Origin of the sequence: Bacillus sp. RZ2MS9 (assembly GCF_001816185.2) — a bacterium.
GTDB classification, from domain to species: domain Bacteria; phylum Bacillota; class Bacilli; order Bacillales; family Bacillaceae_G; genus Bacillus_A; species Bacillus_A cereus.
The window spans coordinates 4309175-4325582 of the sequence record NZ_CP049978.1; the positions used below are offsets into that span (position 1 = coordinate 4309175).

Below are 16408 nucleotides of genomic sequence, written 5' to 3' on the forward strand. Positions count from 1 at the left end.
CTCATTATACTACAAAGACTTACACAGTTTCGACAAAAAATCTTTCATTTTACATATAAATACAAAAAAAGATGGACTGTATATCGTCCATCTTTTCAGTACTTATTATTCAGCTTCTTGCTCATCAGCAATAGTGTTAAACGTTTCTTGTACCATTTCCCACTCTTCTTCAGATTCGATTGGAAGTAAAACTCCGCCCTCTTCTTCATTTTGCTCATAAGCCATTGCATCATAAATTGGGTCTCCATCTTCATCTACTTCACCGATTGGAGAGAAGATTACGTATGATTTTTTACCAAATTTGTCAGCATCAAAAGTGAAAATAATTTCACATAAATGTTCGTTACCTTTTTCGTCTACAATTGTAATTTGACGTTCTTCCATTTTGGTCACCTCTTATTTTCTATCTAAAAATCCTTGTAAGATTACGACTGCAGCCATCTTATCGATTACTTGCTTTCGCTTCTTACGGCTTACATCGGCTGAAATGAGCAGACGTTCCGCTGCCATTGTTGACAAACGCTCGTCCCACATTACAACTTCTAATTGTAACAGCTCTCGTAGGTTTTCTGCAAATTGTTGGCACGCTTCACCACGTGGGCCAATTGTACCATTCATATTTTTAGGTAAACCTACTACTATTTTGTCCACATTGTACTGCTTTACTAACTCAGAAATACGATCAAAACCAAAGTGACCTCGTTCTTCGTTAATCTTAATTGTTTCTAATCCTTGTGCTGTCCAGCCCATTTCGTCGCTAATTGCAACTCCGACTGTTTTTGTACCTACATCTAAACCTAATATCCGCATAAACTACTCCTCACGATGATGTTTCAAGTAAGACTTCACAAGCTCTTCAATTAACTCATCACGTTCAAGCTTGCGAATGATGCTACGTGCATCTTTATGGCGAGGTATGTATGCTGGGTCTCCACTTAATAAATAACCGACGATTTGGTTAATCGGATTATAGCCTTTTTCTTGAAGTGCATCATACACAGTTAAAAGTACATCATTTACATGGACACTCTGTTTTTCATCTTGAATGCTAAACTTCATTGTTTTATCAAAACCGTCCATTTCAAGCACCTCACTTATATAGTAAGTATAGGGAGAAGAACTTCTCCTCTCCCTACCATTGTACACTACTATCTCTTTATTTTGAAACAGATTTAACGTACTCTTGTACAAATGCTAAAGCTTCTTCGACTTGAGCTGGGTTTTTACCCCCTGCTTGTGCCATATCAGGACGGCCGCCACCGCCACCGCCGCAACGAGAAGCTACTTCTTTCACAAGTTTACCAGCATGGTAACCTTGGCTAATTAAGTCTTTCGTTACACCTGCTAGGATGTTTACTTTATCGTCATTAACAGACGCTAATACAACAACTGCTGACTCTAATTTATTTTTCAAGTCATCCATCATCGTACGTAAGTTGTTCATATCTGCAACATTTACTTTCGCTGCTAATACATTCACACCATCAACTGTCATTACAGAATCAGTTAAGTTTCCAGCTTCGATATTGCTTAATTTCGCAGCAAGAGATTCATTTTCTTTTTGCAGTTGTTTCACTTCAGCAAATAGACCATCAACTCTTGTTAAAATATCTTTCGGATTTGTTTTCATTTTTCCTGCTGCTTCTTTTAATAAACCTACTTGATCGTTCATTAATTCGTATGCAGACTTACCAGTTACTGCTTCAATACGACGAGTTCCTGCACCGATACCAGACTCAGCAACGATTTTGAAAATACCGATAGAAGCTGTATTTTCAACGTGACAACCACCACAAAGCTCTAAGCTGTAATCGCCAACTTGTACAACGCGTACAACATCTCCGTACTTTTCACCGAATAATGCCATTGCGCCCATTTCTTTCGCTTCTTCGATTGCTTTTTGAGAAATCTCAACATCAATACTTTCCCAAATTTTCTCGTTTACCATACGCTCAATTTTTTCTAATTCGTCAGCTTGTACTTGACCGAAGTGAGAGAAGTCAAAGCGTAGACGTTCAGAAGTTACAAGAGAACCTGCTTGGTTAACGTGTGTTCCAAGTACGTCTTTTAATGCTTGGTGTAGTAAATGAGTTGCTGTATGATTTTTTACAACGCTACTACGATTTTTCGTATCGATAATAGCTTTTACAGCCGCATCTTTCGTTAATGTACCTTCTTCAACAACAACTTTATGCAAGTTTTGGCCGTTTGGTGCTTTTTGTACGTCTTTTACAAGAACTTTCACACCATCTGCAAGCAGGTAACCACGGTCTGCAATTTGTCCACCGCTCTCAGCATAGAATGGTGTTACATCAAGAATTAACTGTCCTTCTTCACCAGCTTGTAAGCTGTCTGTGTATTCGCCATTTTTCACAAGTGCAACAACGTTACTTTCTGTTGCAACTGTACCGTAACCAACGAATTCGCTCGCTACTTTAATTTCTCCAAGGACACCACCTTGAACTTGCATAGAATCAACGTCTTGACGAGCAGCACGTGCACGCTCACGTTGTTTTTCCATTTCATTTTCAAAGCCTTCATGATCAACTGTCATGCCAGCTTCTTCTGCATATTCTTCTGTTAATTCAATTGGGAAACCGTATGTGTCATATAGACGGAACGCATCTACTCCAGAAATAACAGTTGTTTTTTCTTCTTTTGCTTTTGCAATTACTTCAGCTAAAATCGCTTCACCATCATGAAGTGTTTCATGGAAACGCTCTTCTTCGTTCTTCACAACTTTCGCAATGAAATCTTTCTTTTCAAGTACTTCTGGATAGAAGTCTTTCATTACTTCTCCAACAACCGGTACTAATTCAAACATAAATGGACGATTGATGCTTAATTTCTTCGAATAACGAACAGCGCGGCGTAATAAACGACGTAATACATAACCACGGCCTTCGTTAGATGGAAGAGCACCGTCACCAACAGCGAATGTTACTGTACGGATATGGTCAGCAATTACTTTGAATGCCATATCTTTTTCTAAATCGCCATTACGATATTTTTCACCAGAAATTGTTTCTGTTGCATCAATCATCGGCATGAATAGGTCTGTATCGAAGTTTGTAGGCACATCTTGAACGATAGATGTCATACGCTCTAGACCCATCCCTGTATCAATGTTTTTCTTAGGAAGTGGTGTATATGAACCGTCTGGATTATGGTTAAATTGAGAGAATACAAGGTTCCATACTTCTAAGTAACGCTCGTTTTCTCCGCCTGGATATAATTCTGGGTCACTAAAGTCATTACCGTAAGCTTCTCCGCGGTCATAGAAAATCTCTGTATTCGGTCCACTTGGTCCTTCACCGATATCCCAGAAGTTTTCTTCTAAGCGAATAATACGCTCTTTTGGAACGCCCATTTTCTCATTCCAAATTGTGAATGCTTCTTCATCTTCTGGATGGATTGTAACTGATAGTAATTCTTTATCGAATCCGATCCATTTGTCGCTCGTTAAGAATTCCCAAGCCCATGTAATTGCTTCTTCTTTGAAGTAATCACCAATTGAGAAATTTCCTAACATTTCAAAGAATGTATGGTGACGAGCTGTTTTCCCTACGTTTTCAATATCGTTTGTACGAATTGATTTTTGAGCATTTGTAATACGTGGATTTTGTGGGATTACACGTCCATCAAAATATTTTTTTAATGTAGCTACACCACTATTAATCCATAGAAGAGATGGATCTTCATGCGGAACTAGTGATGCACTAGGTTCTACTGCATGTCCTTTTTCTTGGAAAAAGTCTAAAAACATTTGACGAATTTGTGCGCCTGTTAGTTGTTTCATTGTATTTTCCTCCTTAAATATAAAAAACTCCCGTCCCTATAAAAGGGACGAGAGTTAACTCGCGATACCACCCTAATTATGAATTGATTACAATAACAATCAATTCATCACCTCATGGTGCCGTAACGTGGCAAGACGGCAGTGATTAGCTGCTCTCAGGATTAGCTTTCTGTTACCCTTCATTTAAAGCTTCTTTCAGCCATATGGAAGCTTCTCTCTATAAATGGACTGTAACGTACTTGTTCCGTCATTGATTTAATGTATTATATGACTAAATATAATAGAATTCTCTTAAGTTTGTCAATGTAGATAATCATTTATATTGGATTAATTACTTATTAATCATAAGTATTCTACTATTCATTCTTAACAGCCTTTTCATATAGTATGCATTTATTAATAAATCGGAATCTCCTTATAAGAATAATTTATAAAAATTTCTAAATATTACTTTTTTTGTTACAATTAAATTATTGTTAATAAAATAAAGGAGCGATCACAATGACAACCTTACTTAGCAAAGCTAAAAACATATTAGCGACTGACGAAACGATATTATTTTACGCAGCATGTTCATTAGACATATTTATTTATCGTTCCGTCGCAAGGCCAGGATTGCTAATTTTAACGAACAAAAGGCTATTCTTTTATGGGCCAGATGTAAGTAAGAATCCAATATTTGAAGAGTACTCTTTCGCAAAAATTTCTAATCTAAAAGAACAAAAGCGTCTTTTCAACAATCAAATTGTATTTATGTATGATAACGAATGGAAAAAAATAAAACATATTCAAACAAATGATGTGAGCTCCCTCGTTCAAAAGATACACGAGCAGCTTTCTAAATAAATATATGATTAGCCCTCTATTTCTTACATAGAGGGCTTCTATACTTACACATCTTCTTTTTTCAAGAGCGGTCTCACATGAACAATGACAGTGCGAATAACTGCTAAAATCGGAACCGATATTAGCAATCCTACAATCCCAGCTACCTCTCCCCCAACTAGTAAGGCAAGCATAATAATAACGGGATGCATACGAAGTGACTTACCAACGATGTAAGGCGATAAAATGTTACTCTCCACAAATTGCAAAATCGCAATTGTGATCCCCGCCTTAATAAGTAAACTCGTTGATACTGTTGCTGCAATCATTAACGTCGGGATTGCTCCTAAAATAGGACCGAAGTACGGGATTATATCCGTTACCCCAATAATAATGCCAAGCAATAATGGATATTTCATACCAATAAACCAAAAAGAAAGAGCTGATACTCCCCCTAATACTAAACAAACAAATAACTGTCCTCGAATATAACTTCCAAGTGATTTATCAATTTCTTTCGCAAGCATTTGCCCCGTACCTCGCCATTTACTTGGGACTAGTTTCCAAAAGATATGATAAAACTCACCATAATCTTTTAATATGTAAAATACAATGAACGGTATTAAGAAAATAATGAGCAATGAATCGAGTACACCACGAGCTGTACTCATCACTTTATTTAAAAGCGCTTGAATCTTCGTTTCCACACCCACAAAAAGTTGTTTCACCTTTTCATGAATGAACGAAGGGAAATTCGCCGTTTGTTCTGTAACGCCATCCATCCACGAATCGTACATTTTTGTAAACTGCGGAAATTGTTCATTAATCTCTTGTAACTGTTTAATAACGACTGGTGTTCCTTTATAAATCCCATAACCAATTCCGCCAAAGAAAAGGATATAAATGAGCAAAATGGCAAGTGTACGGGGCATCCCTTCCTTATGAATTTTTTCAATTAAAGGGTGCAATAAATACGCAATAAAACACGCGATAAGAAACGGCGTGATTGCTACTTTAAATACAAAAATAATCGGTGCCCATAGCGGCTTAATTTTTAAAAAGACGAGCAGACAAAGAAAAACAAGTAACAATAATCCTAAACGATATATCCAAATGATTTTAAGATTCTTCACATGAAAAACCTCCTCCACCTTTATTTTGAAAATAAATGGGGTAGGTTATGTGCGAAACTTTTAAAATCTTTTCATACGGACCATACTGTTTTTTAAAGACGTACATATAAATAACATAACAAGGACAACCACCCCTGAGAATACAGCATGAATTAATATAATCAGGAGGGCTAATTATGGTTTTGTTTATGCTTGGATTATCAGCACTTTTTATGATTCTTGAATGGATTTGTATCGGGTTCGGTATTTGGAAGGGGTTCTTTATTCATTCCTCACGTAAAGAAAAAGCGAAGCAATTATGGCAGTATGGAATACTTGGCGTTGGCTGCTACGGTCTATCTTATCTTTTCTCAGAGATCGGACTTTTTTATTTACATATGGGTGCATAAAAAAACTCCCTTGTCTACAAGGGAGTTTTTCACTTTATCGAAATGATTATAAGTAAGACTTAATCATCTTACGTGCTTTTTTCATATTGCGTTTTGAAAATACATCTTGCTTACGAGCATATTGATATGCTGCAGCTCCAACACCTAATGCGATTAATGAATTGCGTAGATTCAAAGTAAATCCCCCTTTTCGTTATCCGATCGTTCTTTCATTCTCATCAAATAAATCATCAAGAGAGCTTAGTGAACCATCTTCCTCAACTTGATGCGTATGGATTTTCCCCTTTGAAACCGATAATTCGATATAACAATTCCAGCAATAAAATTGGTTGACACCTATTTTTCCAATGTCTTTCCCTTTGCAATTTGGACAAATAAACATATGGCTTTCATCTCCTTACAGTCTCCCAGATTCTATTCGCCATTATGTCCAAACTGCATTCATTTATACATTTTACTGGAGCCTTTCAACGCTATGCGTTTGAAAGTTTCACTATATAATTTCACCTTGTTACATGAAATCATACGGTGAAATGTTTTCCACGTCCATTTCCTCGCCATTAACTGTGACCATCTGTACTTCTCCTTGTGATTCTTGCAAGCGACTAGCTAAGGTTGTTTGACGCATTGCATCATCAAGGCGATTTACACCAGATTGGAAAGCTGCTTCCTCTCCGCAAATAATAAGGAACTTCTTACTTCTTGTAATGCCCGTGTAAATTAAATTACGACGTAACATACGGTTGTAACTTTTCACGATTGGCATAATAACAATCGGAAATTCACTACCTTGTGATTTATGAATGGAACAACAATATGCATGCGTAATTTGATTTAAATCGGGCTTCGTATACGTTACCTCAATTCCATCAAATGAAACGATAATCATATCTTGTTGCTCAACGTTTTCTTTCGCATAAAACACCGAAACAATTTCCCCAATATCACCATTAAACACTTGGCTCTCCGGCTGATTCACGAGTTGCAGTACTTTATCGCCTCTTCGGTACACAACATCACCGTAAGCAATTTCTTTACTCTTTTCCCTCTTCGGATTAAATACTTGTTGCAGCGCTTCGTTTAATACATTAATACCAGCAGGCCCGCGGTACATCGGTGCTAATACTTGTACATCTCTTGCGCTAAAGCCTTTTGTTTTAGCATTTTCACAAACTTTTTTCACAACCTCAACAATTTGAGCTCCTGTACATCCGATAAATGAACGATCTTTTTGATTTTGTGCTAAATCTGGTGGTAGAGTTCCATTTTTTATCGCATGGGCAAGTTGAATCACTGATGAGCCTTCCGCTTGACGATAAATTTCAGTAAGCTTCACTGTCGGAACTGCGCCTGCATTTAATAAATCTTTTAATACTTGTCCAGGTCCTACAGATGGCAACTGATCTTCATCACCTACAACGATAACTTGAATGTTCGTCGGCAACGACTTAAATAGCTGATTTGCAAGCCAAATATCAACCATTGAAAATTCATCGATAATAAGGAGCTTACCTTGGACAGGATCCGTTTCATTACGCTGGAAAGATCCTTCTGGCGTCCAACCAAGTAAACGGTGAATTGTGCAAGCTGGAAGTCCTGTCGATTCACTCATCCGCTTCGCTGCTCTTCCTGTTGGAGCTGTTAATAGTATTGGAAATGGATTATCATCACTGTATTCATTCGGATTTAACGATAACCCGTGTAGTGATGCATACATTTCAACAATCCCTTTAATAACTGTTGTTTTCCCTGTTCCTGGTCCACCTGTCAATAACATCATCGGTTTATGAAGTGCCGTTTGAATTGCTTCTTGCTGAAACGGTGCATATTGTACGTTCAGTTGTTCTTCAATTTCACCTAACGTTTTTAACACTTCTGCTTCTGGAAATGAAGGTGTTTCTTCTTGATTCATAAGCCTGCGAATAGACTTTACAACACCTTTCTCAGAGTAGAATAACGTTGCTAAATACACTCGTTCTTCTTCTATGATGACTTTCCCTTCACTTTGCATCGTTTCAATACAACCTATAATATCTTCCTCAGTCACTCTTCCTTCTTGATTGTTTAAAAGTGACATCGTTTCTCTTACAAGTTGATCTTTCCTCATATAAACGTGACCAAGTTGTAATGAGACATTCTCTAATGTGTAAAAACATCCTGCGCGTACACGGTCGTCATGATTACCCGATATCCCTAACGCACGCCCTATATCATCCGCTCTTCCAAAACCAATCCCGTCCACTTCTTCGATAAGTTGATACGGATTATTACGAATCACTTCTAATGTCATCTCTTTATATTGCTGGTAAATCTTAATAGAAAGTTTCGTTCCAAAACCGTAGCCATTTAAAAAGCTCATTACTTTCTCTAGCCCTTGATGTTCAACAATTGTCTCATATATTTCCTGAGCCTTTTGTTTATTAACGACACCATTTAATGCCTCAGGGTCATCCATAATTTTAGAAATAGCATGTTCTCCGAGATGGTCCACAATTTTTTCAGCTGTACGCTTTCCTATCCCTTTAAATAAATCACTCGCTAAATATTGCACCATACCTGCTTTTGTTTGCGGCAATTCTTTTTTAAATGTTTCAACCATATATTGTTTTCCATACTTTGGATGGTCCTTAAAATGACCTGTCAATGTAAACACTTCATCTTCATGCATGCGGGGAAAATGACCGTTTATCATTACTTTCTTTTCGTCATACGTTTCATTCGTTTCAATGACTTTCATACTGACAACGGAATAGAGGTTTTCTTCGTTGTGGAAAATGGTATGAAGAACTTGCGCTTTTATAAACTTTTTCTCTTCCTCAAACAAATCCATTGCATGTTGATTTCCCATTTTTCCTCTCCTTTCCGGTATTTTCACTTTAATGAGCAGTACATCCCCCACCTTTTTAGATGAGGGATAACTACCCATTAAACTATATTTTTATCTTATTCAGCTTCTTGCTCTAATAAACGAACGCCATTACCCGCTAAAAAGTGATCTGGCTGAATTTCAGTTGCTTTCTTAAATAAAGCGAGAGCCTTCTCATTATTTTCCTCAAATACGTACGCAACACCTAAATTGTAATACGCATCTGCATGCTCCTCATCCATTTCTAATACCTTTTCAAAATAAGGTTTCGCCTCTTGAACGTGTTCTAATCGCGCGAAGCAAAGTCCGCACTGGAATACAGCTTCTACATCGTTTTCATCTAATTCTGTTGCTCTTTGTAAGAATGGTAGTGCAAGACGATCATTTCCAAGCTGTACATGTGTGATACCTAACATAAATGTTACATCAGCTGATTGTAATCCAGCTTGCATTGCTTGTTCAAATACAGCTTTCGCTTCAGTAAATTGCTCTTGGCCATAATATACATTTCCTAAACCATAATAGGCTGCTGCAGATTTATCATCTAACTCTAGTGCACGTTTATAAAATAAAATCGCTCGCTCGCTATCACCTAATACGTCTAATAAATTTGCAAAATTAATGTACCCAAGCGCATCTTTCGGATTTTCTTCGATTGCTTCTGTAAAATTTTTAGCTGCTTCTTCCCAGTTTCCTTCTTGCATATATTGAATACCTGTTTCAAGTTTGTTTGACATGTCCTTCACCTCTACAACAAATTATAACAAAGAATGTATTTTCCAAGCGAACGAAAATTCGCTTTATGTAAAAGAAACCTCTAACCGCTAATCGGCAGAGGCTTCTCATTTATCCTAAATAATCCAATTTCTTCCCACTACGGTATACTTCATCAATTGTAGCACCGCCTAAGCACTCATCTCCATCATAGAAAACGACTGCTTGTCCTGGTGTAATTGCACGAATTGGCTCATCACAAAGAATACGAACTGTATTTTCATCAACGATTTGAACCGTTACTTTATTGTCTTCTTGACGATAACGGAATTTCGCCGTGCACTTAAATTCTGTTTCTTTTTCTTTGTTACTTACCCATCCTACATTCGTAGCAATAACTTCATCACCATATAGAAGTTCGTTATGGAATCCTTGATCAACATATAAAATGTTTTCTTTTAGATTTTTCCCAACAGCAAACCATGGATCACCATTACCACCAATTCCAAGGCCATGACGTTGTCCAATTGTATAATACATTAAACCGTCATGCTTCCCTTTCACTTCACCAGATAATGTTTGCATTACACCTGGTTGTGCCGGTAAGTAGTTACTTAAGAAATCTTTAAAGTTACGCTCACCAATGAAGCAAATACCTGTACTATCTTTTTTCGCCGCTGTCGCTAAGCCAGCTTCTTTCGCCATTTCACGAATTTGCGGTTTCTTTAATTCACCTAACGGGAACATTGTTTTTGATAATTGCTCTTGGCTTAATTGATTTAAGAAATATGTTTGATCTTTATTGTCATCAACACCGCGAAGCATTTTATATTCGCCGTCCATATAAGCAACGCGTGCATAATGGCCTGTTGCCACATAATCCGCACCAAGCGCAATTGCATGCTCTAAAAATGCTTTAAATTTAATTTCTTTATTACACATTACATCTGGGTTTGGTGTGCGACCAGCTCGGTACTCATCTAAGAAGTACGTAAATACTTTATCCCAGTATTGTTTTTCAAAGTTTACTGCATAATACGGAATACCAATTTGGTTACACACTTCAATTACATCATTGTAATCTTCTGTTGCTGTGCAGACACCATTCTCATCTGTATCATCCCAGTTTTTCATAAAAATTCCGATTACATCATAACCTTGCTCTTTTAATAAAAGTGCTGCTACAGATGAATCGACGCCACCGGACATTCCGATGACAACGCGTGTTTCGTGAGGTAGTTTGTTCATCATGTCACCTCCCATGCTAATTTTGTGTTAATCGCTTCACGATTTTCACTGTTTCGTACGCCGCTTTTTCAATTTGCTCTTTCGTATTTCCAAGTCCAAAACTAAAGCGTACGGATGAACGTATTTGATCGGAGTCTTTTCCAAACATCGCTACTAATACATGTGATGGATCAATCGAACCAGCTGTACAAGCAGAACCACTTGATACTGCAATGCCAGCTAAGTCTAAGTTCACAAGAAACGGTTCAATGTTCATTCCTGTAAAACTTACATTAAGTACATGCGGTAAGCGATGTTCTAAGTTTCCGTTTACCTCGAAAGTAATGCCTTCATTTTTGAAGACAGATACCATTATATCTTTAAACTCTTCATATTGGGCATTTTTTTGCTCACGAGTTTTTTCAGCTATAAGAATTGCATGCTGAAGCCCAGCAATACTAGGCACATTTTCCGTACCAGCACGGCGTTTTCTTTCTTGCTCTCCGCCTATTAATAACGGTTCAAATTTCACATTTGCACCAGCGTATAAGAAACCTACACCTTTTGGCCCATTAATTTTATGAGCTGAAATTGATAATAAATCAATACCAAACTCTTTCACATTAATTTCTACTAAACCGTAAGCTTGTACCGCATCTGTATGGAAATACGCTTGATGCTCTTTTAACAGCTTTCCTATTTCCACAATCGGTTGCATCGTCCCTACTTCATTATTCCCAAACATAACAGATACAAGAATCGTCTCTTCTGTTAATGCCTTTTGTATGTCAGAAACTTGAATGCGCCCTGTTTCATCGACAGGTAAATATGTCACTTCAAACCCTTCACGCTCTAACAATTCGCACGTATGCAAAATCGCATGATGTTCAATTTGCGTCGTTATAATGTGGTTACCTTTATGACGGTTCGCACGTGCTACACCGATAAGCGCTAAATTATCAGCTTCTGTACCACCGCTCGTAAATATAATTTCATTCGGATTCGCATGAATGCTGCGTGCACACACTCTTCTCGCCTCATCTACTGTGTGACGAGTTTGACGTCCATAAAAGTGAATACTAGACGGGTTCCCGAATATTTCTGTCATATATGGAATCATCTTTTCGACCACTTCTGGGTGAGTCGGAGATGTCGCAGCATGATCTAAGTAAATGCGTTCCATTAAATCTCCTTCTTTCCAAATCGTTTCACAAGGAATTAAATGTAAAACATATAGCCCCCGTGATTTTCTTCCTCATAACGTACTAAATCTTCTAACGTTGTACTATCTAACACTTCTTGCACCGCATCACGAACACGCATCCATAACTGGCGCTGCGCTGGCTCTTCTTCTTCTATCATTTCTACAACACTAATCGGTCCCTCTAATACACGGATTACATCCCCAGCTGTAATGTTAGCCGGTTGATCAGATAATACATATCCGCCATATGCCCCGCGCGTACTCTTTACAAGACGAGCGTTACGAAGTGGTGAAATTAATTGCTCTAAGTAATGCTCGGATAAGTCATGTGCCTGCGCAATTGATTTTAATGAAATCGGACCTTCACCAAACTTTTTTGCAAGATCAATCATAATTGTTAAGCCATAGCGGCCTTTCGTTGAAATTTTCATCTATTTTGCACCTCTTTTCAAATTTTCACTTCTATTGGTTATATCTTATTTATAAAAAGAACACAATTTAAAATCCTATGAAATTATAGCATAATATAGTATTATAAGAAATTTCAACTTGTGTATCAAAATGATAACATAAAATCACATTGAAAAACTCGGGAATTATTACAATTGAAAGAAAAATGAAAATATTATCCTTTATTTTTCCCATAAAACAGCATCCTATTTCAAATTTCGTAGAAAAAAATGATACGATAGAACGAGATTATATATTAAGGGAGACGGTCCAAATGAAACAACCACTCGCACATCGAATGCGCCCTACAAATATTCAAGAAATTATTGGGCAACAACATTTAGTTGGTGAAGGAAAGATTTTATGGCGAATGGTCCAAGCCAATCATTTTCAATCTATGATTTTATACGGTCCTCCAGGTACAGGAAAAACATCCATTGCCAGTGCAATTGCTGGAAGTACCGGTACCCCGTTTCGTCTATTGAATGCTGTTACTCACAATAAAAAAGATATGGAAGTTGTCGTACAAGAAGCGAAGATGCATCGACACCTCGTTTTAATTTTAGATGAAGTTCACCGTCTAGATAAAGCAAAGCAAGACTTTCTATTACCTCACTTAGAAAGCGGACTTCTTACTTTAATTGGCGCAACGACAAGTAATCCATTCCATGCAATAAACTCCGCTATTCGAAGCAGGTGTCAAATTTTCGAATTACACGCACTAACAGAAGATGATATTTTAATTGGGTTAAAAAGAGCTTTAGAAGATAAAGAAAAAGGCCTTGGAGAATATGCTGTAACGGTAACAGATGAAGCACTACATCACTTTGCAAACGCCTCTGGTGGTGATATGCGTTCCGCTTATAACGCACTTGAGCTTGCTGTATTATCTAGCTTTACTACAGACGATCAAGCGGCTGAAATCACACTCGAGATTGCAGAAGAATGCTTACAAAAGAAGAGCTTCGTTCACGACAAAGGCGGCGATGCTCATTATGACGTATTATCAGCATTTCAAAAATCAGTGCGCGGAAGTGATGTAAATGCAGCGCTCCATTATTTAGCACGCCTTATTGAAGCAGGTGATTTACAAAGTATTGGCAGACGCCTTCTTATTATGGCTTATGAAGATATTGGACTTGCTAGCCCACAAGCTGGACCACGTACACTAGCTGCAATTGAATCAGCTGAACGAGTTGGATTCCCAGAAGCACGCATCCCACTTGCAAATGCCGTTATCGAGCTATGCTTATCACCAAAATCAAATTCAGCTTATAAAGCACTTGATGCTGCATTACACGATTTACGCAACGGTCAAACAGGTGACATTCCAAGCCATTTAAAAGATAGTCATTACAAAGGCGCAGAATCGCTTGGAAGAGGCATTGGATATTTATATCCACACGACCATCCAAACGGCTGGGTAAGGCAACAATACTTACCTGATAAAATAAAAAACAAGCAATATTATAAACCGAAAACGACAGGGAAATTTGAGCAAGCACTTTCTACTGTTTATGAAAGATTACAAACTTCGAATAAAACGAAAAATAAAGGGTAACATAAACGAAAACGTCACCATTATGGAGGCTTCGCTTATGAAAACACGTCAAGATGCATGGACAAAAGAAGATGATCTCCTTTTAGCAGAAACTGTTTTACGACATATTCGCAGTGGAAGTACACAAATAAAAGCATTTGATGAAGTCGGCGATACGTTGAACCGGACTTCAGCAGCTTGCGGCTTTAGATGGAATGCTGAAGTAAGACCGAATTACGAAGATGCTGTGCAGCTTGCGAAGAAACAACGTAAAGAATTAAAGCGCTCTGAAGCTAAAATAGAAAAAAATCAGTTCACGAAAACGAAACAACTCGTAATCGATGCTGAGTTTTCTGAAGATATTACGCCAAGTAAACAAGAACTTACGATGCAAAATGTCATCTCATTTTTGCAAAACTTGGAGCATAATAACCCTTCACTCGCAAAGTTGCAAACTGAAAATGATGTATTACAAGCTCAGCTCACTTCTCTGCAAAAAACGAATCATGAACTTGAAACGAAATTAGCGGTACTCACAAAAAAACAACAAGCAATCGAAGAAGATTACGCGATGCTTGTTCGAATTATGGATCGTGCTCGAAAACTTGTTTCAGTCGAAGAGCAAGAAGAGCAAATTGCCCCGATTTTCAAAACCGATCAAAACGGGAATTTAGATATTATTTATTCTGCTGAGAATTAAAAACAGGGATGTCACTTTTTTAACTGAGTGACATCCTTGTTTGTTTTCGGTAAATCATATATATACATGTCGGTAAATGAAATTATATTAACGATTTTTCGAATATATCTATCACAACTTGCAATATATCAACGATTCAATAAAGGATATCGATTTAACGACAAAGATTGACAATAACATTCCTCCTTGTCATACAAGGAAACTCCTAAAACGGATTAGATATTTTTTACTAAAATGTTATTATAAACATATACCTTTAAAGGGGGATGGTTGCTATTTCATTAATAATCTTCAAAATAACTCTTGGCCTTCTCGTCCTAACTTTGGCTCTTTTCACCATTAACAGTTTAAAAAAGACGTCCGCCTATACATCAGATAAATATGATCATTACTTACTAGCGTTACTTACATTTGAACTAGTAGTAATGCAAATATCCATATTTCTTTAATACATAAAAAAAAGCATATATCCAAAATGGATATATGCTTTTCTTTTATTCTTGCCCTACACGTTTCACTTCTACATTTTTAATACGTTCACGTACAACGTGACTTGCCATAATTAAGCCTGCCACAGATGGTACGAATGCATTTGATGAAGGCGGTAATTTCGCCTTACGAATTTTTGCATTTTCGTCTGGTACAATTTCTTTACGTACCTCTTCACGAATTACGATTGGGTTTTCGTCAGAGAAGACAACTTTTACACCTTTTTTAATCCCCTCTTTACGAAGCTTCGTACGAATGACTTTCGCAATTGGATCTGTATGTGTTTTAGAGATGTCCGCAATACGGAAACGAGTTGGGTCCATTTTATTTGCTGCACCCATACTGGAGATAATTTTAATTTTACGACGTAAACATTGTTTAATTAAATGAATTTTGAACGTAATCGTATCAGATGCATCCACTACGAAATCCAAACCGTGCTTAAAGAACTCTTCATATGTTTCATCTGTATAAAACATTTCAAGTCCAATTACTTCACACTCTGGGTTAATGTCTGCGATACGCTCTTTCATTAATTCTACTTTTGAACGTCCTACAGTAGATACTAAAGCGTGAATTTGACGGTTTACGTTTGTAATATCTACAACGTCTTTATCAACTAATACAAGACGTCCAACGCCAGAACGTGCTAACGCTTCAGCTGCAAAAGAGCCTACGCCGCCAATTCCTAAAATACCGACTGTACTATTTTTTAATATTTCAAGTCCTTCTTTACCGAAGGCTAATTCATTACGTGAAAATTGATGTAACATTCAGCTCTACACTCCTATTACAAAAATGGTCTACCATGTATTCTAGCGTTTTTCCGACTATTTGTATAGAAAAAGTTATAGAATTCCTAAAAATACATATTTCGAAAATGAAAACATAGACCAGAATTTCATTTCTTCCTAAATACACGTTTAAAAAGGAGGATTTAGAGAACCGAGCAGATCGAGGCGCTGAAGCCAGGAGGAGCGCAGTGTAGAAAAATACTACTCGAGCACCGGACTGGCGAAGCAACGATGAGATGCGACAGTTATCTAAACCGGACTTTTTAAACTTCCTTTCA

At 37.4% G+C, this 16408-nt stretch carries 17 protein-coding genes and 1 other annotated feature; of the genes, 4 read left to right on the top strand and 13 right to left on the bottom strand.

Annotation, left to right across the window (positions count from 1 at the left end; genetic code table 11):
• Positions 1-105: 105 nt before the first annotated feature.
• The 4 genes from BHV55_RS21975 to alaS form a co-directional block, all read right to left on the bottom strand.
• The gene (locus tag BHV55_RS21975) at positions 106-384 is read right to left on the bottom strand and encodes a DUF1292 domain-containing protein (RefSeq protein WP_000392730.1); all 279 of its coding nucleotides are present in this window, start codon (positions 382-384) and stop codon (positions 106-108) included.
• A 12-nt stretch (positions 385-396) separates the two neighbouring features.
• Positions 397-810, bottom strand: coding sequence for a Holliday junction resolvase RuvX (gene ruvX, locus BHV55_RS21980; protein WP_048567732.1), 414 nt, complete (start codon positions 808-810; stop codon positions 397-399).
• Positions 811-813: 3 nt separating this feature from the next.
• Entirely contained in the window at positions 814-1080 is a 267-nt protein-coding gene (locus tag BHV55_RS21985) for an IreB family regulatory phosphoprotein (protein ID WP_000348590.1), read from the bottom strand.
• 76 nt (positions 1081-1156) lie between these two features.
• Positions 1157-3799, bottom strand: coding sequence for an alanine--tRNA ligase (gene alaS, locus BHV55_RS21990; RefSeq protein ID WP_070756962.1), 2643 nt, complete (start codon positions 3797-3799; stop codon positions 1157-1159).
• Positions 3800-3839: 40 nt separating this feature from the next.
• Positions 3840-4059, bottom strand: a binding site (T-box leader).
• A 241-nt stretch (positions 4060-4300) separates the two neighbouring features.
• On the opposite strand from alaS, the gene BHV55_RS21995 reads away from it, so the two are divergent.
• On the top strand, positions 4301-4645 hold the full coding sequence (locus BHV55_RS21995; RefSeq protein ID WP_000209579.1) for a PH domain-containing protein: 345 nt from the start codon (positions 4301-4303) through the stop codon (positions 4643-4645).
• Positions 4646-4689: 44 nt separating this feature from the next.
• Here the strand turns inward: BHV55_RS21995 and BHV55_RS22000 are convergent, their stop codons facing one another.
• Positions 4690-5757 carry an AI-2E family transporter gene (locus tag BHV55_RS22000; protein WP_000793128.1) on the bottom strand — a complete coding sequence of 356 codons (1068 nt, stop codon included), beginning with the start codon at positions 5755-5757 and terminating at the stop codon, positions 4690-4692.
• Between the two features lie 176 nt (positions 5758-5933).
• Here BHV55_RS22000 and BHV55_RS22005 point away from each other — a divergent pair, with 176 nt between their 5' ends.
• Positions 5934-6146 (top strand): hypothetical protein, encoded by a 213-nt coding sequence (locus BHV55_RS22005; protein ID WP_000242535.1) that lies wholly within the window; start codon positions 5934-5936, stop codon positions 6144-6146.
• Between the two features lie 46 nt (positions 6147-6192).
• On the opposite strand, the gene BHV55_RS22010 is transcribed toward BHV55_RS22005, so the two are convergent.
• The 7 genes from BHV55_RS22010 to cymR form a co-directional block, all read right to left on the bottom strand.
• A complete protein-coding gene (locus BHV55_RS22010; protein WP_001053553.1) occupies positions 6193-6321 on the bottom strand; it encodes a YrzQ family protein in 129 nt (42 codons plus the stop codon).
• A gap of 18 nt (positions 6322-6339) precedes the next feature.
• Complete coding sequence (locus tag BHV55_RS22015; protein ID WP_000469281.1) at positions 6340-6528, bottom strand: hypothetical protein; 189 nt, start codon at positions 6526-6528, stop codon at positions 6340-6342.
• A 129-nt stretch (positions 6529-6657) separates the two neighbouring features.
• Positions 6658-8994, bottom strand: a complete 2337-nt coding sequence (gene recD2, locus BHV55_RS22020) for an SF1B family DNA helicase RecD2 (RefSeq protein WP_000528086.1) — start codon at positions 8992-8994, stop codon at positions 6658-6660.
• A 95-nt stretch (positions 8995-9089) separates the two neighbouring features.
• The gene (locus BHV55_RS22025) at positions 9090-9749 is read right to left on the bottom strand and encodes a tetratricopeptide repeat protein (protein WP_000066409.1); all 660 of its coding nucleotides are present in this window, start codon (positions 9747-9749) and stop codon (positions 9090-9092) included.
• 109 nt (positions 9750-9858) lie between these two features.
• Entirely contained in the window at positions 9859-10974 is a 1116-nt protein-coding gene (mnmA, locus tag BHV55_RS22030; protein ID WP_001038010.1) for a tRNA 2-thiouridine(34) synthase MnmA, read from the bottom strand.
• Positions 10975-10990: 16 nt separating this feature from the next.
• The gene (locus tag BHV55_RS22035) at positions 10991-12136 is read right to left on the bottom strand and encodes a cysteine desulfurase family protein (protein ID WP_000439892.1); all 1146 of its coding nucleotides are present in this window, start codon (positions 12134-12136) and stop codon (positions 10991-10993) included.
• Positions 12137-12171: 35 nt separating this feature from the next.
• The gene (cymR, locus tag BHV55_RS22040; RefSeq protein ID WP_000704116.1) at positions 12172-12588 is read right to left on the bottom strand and encodes a cysteine metabolism transcriptional regulator CymR; all 417 of its coding nucleotides are present in this window, start codon (positions 12586-12588) and stop codon (positions 12172-12174) included.
• Positions 12589-12881: 293 nt separating this feature from the next.
• Here cymR and BHV55_RS22045 point away from each other — a divergent pair, with 293 nt between their 5' ends.
• Positions 12882-14168, top strand: coding sequence for a replication-associated recombination protein A (locus BHV55_RS22045; RefSeq protein WP_000812919.1), 1287 nt, complete (start codon positions 12882-12884; stop codon positions 14166-14168).
• 37 nt (positions 14169-14205) lie between these two features.
• On the top strand, positions 14206-14847 hold the full coding sequence (locus BHV55_RS22050; RefSeq protein WP_000857722.1) for an RsfA family transcriptional regulator: 642 nt from the start codon (positions 14206-14208) through the stop codon (positions 14845-14847).
• A gap of 494 nt (positions 14848-15341) precedes the next feature.
• Here BHV55_RS22050 and BHV55_RS22055 read toward each other — a convergent pair whose 3' ends face one another.
• Complete coding sequence (locus tag BHV55_RS22055) at positions 15342-16109, bottom strand: tRNA threonylcarbamoyladenosine dehydratase (protein WP_000903177.1); 768 nt, start codon at positions 16107-16109, stop codon at positions 15342-15344.
• Positions 16110-16408 lie beyond the last annotated feature (299 nt).

Coding starts and splice junctions, on each gene's coding strand:
- BHV55_RS21975 (WP_000392730.1), bottom strand. CDS start 384: ATGGAAGAACGTCAAATTACAATTGTAGACGAAAAAGGTAACGAACAT.
- BHV55_RS22050 (WP_000857722.1), top strand. CDS start 14,206: ATGAAAACACGTCAAGATGCATGGACAAAAGAAGATGATCTCCTTTTA.
- BHV55_RS22015 (WP_000469281.1), bottom strand. CDS start 6,528: ATGTTTATTTGTCCAAATTGCAAAGGGAAAGACATTGGAAAAATAGGT.
- mnmA (WP_001038010.1), bottom strand. CDS start 10,974: ATGAACAAACTACCTCACGAAACACGCGTTGTCATCGGAATGTCCGGT.
- BHV55_RS22025 (WP_000066409.1), bottom strand. CDS start 9,749: ATGTCAAACAAACTTGAAACAGGTATTCAATATATGCAAGAAGGAAAC.
- BHV55_RS22005 (WP_000242535.1), top strand. CDS start 5,934: ATGGTTTTGTTTATGCTTGGATTATCAGCACTTTTTATGATTCTTGAA.
- BHV55_RS22045 (WP_000812919.1), top strand. CDS start 12,882: ATGAAACAACCACTCGCACATCGAATGCGCCCTACAAATATTCAAGAA.
- recD2 (WP_000528086.1), bottom strand. CDS start 8,994: ATGGGAAATCAACATGCAATGGATTTGTTTGAGGAAGAGAAAAAGTTT.
- BHV55_RS21995 (WP_000209579.1), top strand. CDS start 4,301: ATGACAACCTTACTTAGCAAAGCTAAAAACATATTAGCGACTGACGAA.
- alaS (WP_070756962.1), bottom strand. CDS start 3,799: ATGAAACAACTAACAGGCGCACAAATTCGTCAAATGTTTTTAGACTTT.
- cymR (WP_000704116.1), bottom strand. CDS start 12,588: ATGAAAATTTCAACGAAAGGCCGCTATGGCTTAACAATTATGATTGAT.
- BHV55_RS21985 (WP_000348590.1), bottom strand. CDS start 1,080: ATGGACGGTTTTGATAAAACAATGAAGTTTAGCATTCAAGATGAAAAA.
- BHV55_RS22055 (WP_000903177.1), bottom strand. CDS start 16,109: ATGTTACATCAATTTTCACGTAATGAATTAGCCTTCGGTAAAGAAGGA.
- BHV55_RS22035 (WP_000439892.1), bottom strand. CDS start 12,136: ATGGAACGCATTTACTTAGATCATGCTGCGACATCTCCGACTCACCCA.
- ruvX (WP_048567732.1), bottom strand. CDS start 810: ATGCGGATATTAGGTTTAGATGTAGGTACAAAAACAGTCGGAGTTGCA.